Raw genomic sequence first — 4,773 nt, forward strand, 5'->3', positions numbered from 1 at the left:
GTGTCAAGGTCAAGCATCGGACACGGAAGGCCCCCGCGGGCGGCTGCCCGCGGGGGCCCTCACGAACGAGCGGGCCTACAGGCCGTAGCGCTCGCGTGCCTCCTTTATGGCCGAGGCGGGTACCTCGCCGCGCTTCGCCAGCTGGGCCAGCGCCGCGACCGTGATCGACTGCGCGTCGACACCGAAGTGGCGGCGGGCCGCGTCACGCGTGTCCGACAGGCCGAAGCCGTCCGTGCCGAGCGAGGACCAGTCCTGCTCCACCCACTGGCTGATCTGGTCCGGCACCTGCCGCATCCAGTCGGAGACCGCCAGCACCGGGCCGGGAGCGCCCTCCAGGGCCTGGGTGACGTACGGGGTGCGCTGCTCGCCGCGCAGCAGGGCCGCGTCGGCCTCGAGCGCGTCGCGGCGCAGCTCGCCCCACGAGGTCGCGGACCAGACGTCGGCGGCCACGTTCCAGTCGTCCGCCAGGAGCCTCTGGGCCTCGAGCGCCCAGTGGATCGCCGTACCGGAGGCGAGCAGCTGGAGCCGCGGGGCGTCCGCGCCGGCCGCGCCCTCCTTGAAGCGGTACAGGCCCTTGACGATGCCTTCCTCGACGCCCTCCGGCATGGCGGGCTGCGGCTTGGGCTCGTTGTAGACCGTGAGGTAGTAGAAGACGTCCTCAGGATTCTCGCCGTACATCCGGCGCAGACCGTCCTTGACGATCACCGCGATCTCGTACGCGAACGCCGGGTCGTAGTTGAGCGACGCCGGGTTGGTGGCGGCGATCAGGTGCGAGTGACCGTCGGCGTGCTGGAGGCCCTCACCGGTCAGCGTGGTGCGGCCCGCGGTGGCGCCGACGATGAAGCCCTTGCCGAGCTGGTCGGCGAGCTGCCACATCTGGTCGCCGGTCCGCTGCCAGCCGAACATCGAGTAGAAGATGTAGAACGGGATCATCGTCTCGCCGTGCGTCGAGTACGACGTGGCGGCGGCGATGAAGTCGGCCATGGCGCCGGCCTCGGTGATCCCCTCGTTGAGGATCTGGCCGTCCTTGGCCTCCTTGTAGTACATCAGCTGGTCGCGGTCGACCGGCTCGTACGTCTGGCCCATCGGCGAGTAGATGCCGGCGGACGGGAACAGCGACTCCATACCGAAGGTACGCGCCTCGTCCGGGACGATCGGCACCCAGCGGCGGCCGGTCTGCTTGTCCCGCATGAGGTCCTTGACCAGCCGGACGAAGGCCATGGTCGTGGCCATCTCCTGCTTGCCGGAGCCCTTGTGCAGCGCCTTGAACGCGCGCTCCTCCGGCTGGGGCAGAGGCGCGGAGGCGTGCACCCGGCGGGCCGGGGCGGGGCCGCCGAGGGCCGCGCGGCGCTCCTGGAGGTAGCGGACCTCGGGGGAGTCGGCGCCGGGGTGGCCGTAGGGCACCACACCGCTGTCGAAGGCGCTGTCCGCGATCGGGAGCCCGAGCAGGTCACGCATGCCCTTGAACTCGTCGATCGTCAGCTTCTTCATCTGGTGGTTGGCGTTCTTGGACTCGAAGCCCTTGCCGAGGGTGTGGCCCTTCACCGTCTGCGCGAGGATCACGGTCGGCGCGCCCTTGTGGGCGAGCGCCGCACGGTACGCCGCGTACACCTTGCGGGCCTCGTGGCCGCCGCGGGAGGTGTGGAAGCACTCGGCGATCTTGGCGTCGCTGAGGATCTTCCCGAGCTCGACGAGCGCGGGCTCCGCGCCGAAGAAGTGCTCACGGATGTAGGCCACGTCGCGGGTCGCGTACGTCTGGAACTGCGCGTCCGGGACCTCGCGCAGCCGGCGCACCAGGGCGCCCGTGGTGTCGAGCTGGAACACCTCGTCCCAGGCCGAACCCCACAGCGACTTGACGACGTTCCAGCCGGCGCCGCGGAACTGGGCCTCCAGCTCCTGCACGATCTTGAAGTTGGCGCGGACCGGGCCGTCGAGACGCTGCAGGTTGCAGTTGATCACGAAGGTCAGGTTGTCCAGCTGCTCACGGGAGGCGAGTGCGAGTGCCGCGGTCGACTCGGGCTCGTCCATCTCGCCGTCACCGAGGAACGCCCAGACGTGGGAGTTCGAGGTGTCCTTGATGCCGCGGCCCTGGAGGTAGCGGTTGAACCGCGCCTGGTAGATCGCCGACAGCGGGCCGAGGCCCATGGAGACGGTGGGGAACTCCCACAGCCAGGGCAGCCGGCGCGGGTGCGGGTACGAGGGGAGGCCCTTGCCGCCGGCCTCCTGGCGGAAATTGTCGAGGTGGTCCTCGGTGAGACGACCGTCGAGGAACGCGCGGGCGTAGATGCCGGGGGAGGCGTGGCCCTGGATGTAGAGCTGGTCGCCGGAGCCGTCCCCCTCCTTGCCGCGGAAGAAGTGGTTGAAGCCGGTCTCGTAGAGCCAGGCCGCGGAGGCGAAGGTGGCGATGTGGCCGCCGACGCCGTGCTTGGACCCGCGGGTCACCATGGCCGCGGCGTTCCAGCGGTTCCAGGCGGTGATCCGGGCTTCCATCGCCTCGTCGCCGTCGAAGGCGGGCTCGGCGGAGGTGGGGATGGTGTTGACGTAGTCCGTCTCCAGCAGGCGGGGCAGGGCCACACCGGCCTTCTCGGCGTGCTGGAGCGTGCGGCGCATCAGATACGCGGCGCGGTGCGGGCCTGCGTGCTCCGCGACGGCGTCGAGGGACGCCGCCCACTCGGCGGTTTCCTCGGCGTCGCGGTCCGGGAGCTGGTCGAGCTCGCTCGGAAGCTTGCCTACGGGGTCGGTCATGATCGCCGCCTTCCGGACAGGAGGGGGGTTGAGATAAGGGGGTGCCGTGTCTGGCAGGACAGGGCGACGGGTCTGGTGGACCCGGGGACGACTGTAAGTCTCTGATCGATGATCGATCAAAGCCTGGGGTGAAATTGGCATCGGGTGCCTCAAAAGTGGGCACGCTGTGCCGCGACGAAAGGGTCTAATCGGGCACGCAGATGCACGTTCGAGCAGGCAGGGCGCCAGCCGTGCAGCCGGCGAAGGACGGACCGCGTGCCCGCCGCCGCGTGCGAAGAGCTACGGGCGGGGCACCGGCGGTGACCCGGCTACGCGCGCGGGGCGCAGCCGAGGACGTGCGCCTTCACCAGCGAGCCGATCTGCGGGTCGCGCCTTCGGAAGGCCTCCACCAGGTCCTGGTGCTCCTCCGCGTACGACTTCTGCACCGTGCCCAGCCAGCGGATCGACAGGGCCGTGAAGACCTCGATCCCCAGACCCTCCCAGGTGTGCAGGAGGACGCCGTTGCCCGCCGCCCTGACCAGCTCCCGGTGGAAGGCCACGGTGTGGCGGACCTGCCCCGCCGAGTCCCCGGTCCGGTCCGCCTCGTACAGCGCCGTCACGTGCGGCTCCAGCGTCGTGCAGTCCTCCGCCAGTCGCCCCGCGGCCAGTTCGGCCGCGATCTGCTCCAGGCCCGCCCGCACCGGGTAGCTCTCCTCCAGGTCCGCGGCGGTCAGATTCCGCACCCGCACACCTTTGTTGGGCGCCGACTCGATCAGCCGCAGCGACTCCAGCTCGCGCAGTGCCTCACGCACCGGCGTCTGGGAGACCTCGAGTTCGGTGGCGATGCGGCGCTCGACGATGCGTTCCCCCGGCTTCCAGCGGCCGCTGACGATCCCCTCCACGATGTGCTCGCGGATCTGATCGCGCAGCGAGTGGACGACGGGGATGGTCATGGAGCGCTCCTTAAAGCCGCGTCGACCTGTGGCCCTTAGACAATACGGCTGCGCCCCCGCCCGGAAGTACTCCCGGGCGGGGGCGCAGCAGGTGAGGCTGGTTACAGCGGTGCCGCTCAGAGGCCGAGCTCGACCTCGAACTCACCGGCCTCCAGGATCTGCTTGACCGTCGTCAGGTAGCGGGCGGCGTCGGCGCCGTCCACCAGACGGTGGTCGTAGGAGAGCGCGACGTACGTCATGTCGCGGATCGCGATCGTCTCACCGAGGTCCGGGTGGTTCACGACCACCGGGCGGCGGACCGTGGCACCGATGCCCAGGATGGCGACCTGGTTCGGCGGCACGATGATCGTGTCGAACAGCGCACCGCGCGAGCCGGTGTTGCTGATGGTGAAGGTCGCCCCGGCGAGGTCGTCCGGCGTGATCTTGCTGGCGCGCACGGCGCCGGCGAGCTCGGCGGTCTTCTTGGCGATACCGGCGAGGTTCAGGTCGCCCGCACCCTTGATGACCGGCGTCATCAGACCCTTCTCGGAGTCCACGGCGATGCCGATGTTCTCCGAGTCGAAGTACGTGATGGTGCCCTCGGCCTCGTTGATCCGGGCGTTGACGACCGGGTGGGCCTTCAGCGCCTGGGCGGCGGCCTTGACGAAGAACGGCATCGGGGAGAGCTTGACGCCCTCACGGGCCGCGAACGCGTCCTTCGCACGGGCGCGCAGCTTCATCAGCTTGGTGATGTCGACCTCGACGACCGAGGTCAGCTGCGCCTGGTCGTGCAGCGCCTTCATCATGTTGTCGCCGATGACCTTGCGCATGCGGGTCATCTTGACCGTCTGACCACGCAGCGGGGACGCCTCGAGCTTCGGCGCCTTGGCCGCGGCCGGAGCGGCAGCGGGGGCGGGCGCCTGCGCGGCGGCCTTGGCGGCCTCCGCGGCGGCGATGACGTCCTGCTTGCGGATACGGCCACCGACGCCGGTGCCCTTGACCGAACCGAGGTCGACGCCGTTCTCGGCGGCGAGCTTACGGACCAGCGGGGTCACGTACGCGTCGCTCGCCTCGACGGCGGCGGGCGCGGCGGGAGCCGCCGGGGCCTGGGCCGGCG

Annotated in this window: 3 protein-coding genes; all 3 read right to left on the reverse strand. The window is 70.3% G+C overall.

What is annotated here, in order from left to right; genetic code table 11:
• Positions 1–75 precede the first annotated feature (75 nt).
• Positions 76–2,745 carry a pyruvate dehydrogenase (acetyl-transferring), homodimeric type gene (aceE, locus tag ACWGH4_RS31370; protein WP_453466849.1) on the reverse strand — a complete coding sequence of 890 codons (2,670 nt, stop codon included), beginning with the start codon at positions 2,743–2,745 and terminating at the stop codon, positions 76–78.
• A gap of 308 nt (positions 2,746–3,053) precedes the next feature.
• Entirely contained in the window at positions 3,054–3,677 is a 624-nt protein-coding gene (locus ACWGH4_RS31375; protein WP_441262639.1) for an FCD domain-containing protein, read from the reverse strand.
• A gap of 116 nt (positions 3,678–3,793) precedes the next feature.
• Positions 3,794–4,773 (reverse strand): 2-oxoglutarate dehydrogenase, E2 component, dihydrolipoamide succinyltransferase (sucB, locus tag ACWGH4_RS31380; protein ID WP_453466851.1); only part of this gene is annotated, 980 nt, incomplete at its 5' end.

The sequence above is a fragment of the Streptomyces sp. NPDC054847 genome (genome assembly GCF_053610925.1).

What these genes read in the sequence shown, in the direction of transcription:
- aceE (WP_453466849.1), bottom strand. Translation starts at nt 2,745, where the DNA reads ATGACCGACCCCGTAGGCAAGCTTCCGAGCGAGCTCGACCAGCTCCCG.
- ACWGH4_RS31375 (WP_441262639.1), bottom strand. Translation starts at nt 3,677, where the DNA reads ATGACCATCCCCGTCGTCCACTCGCTGCGCGATCAGATCCGCGAGCAC.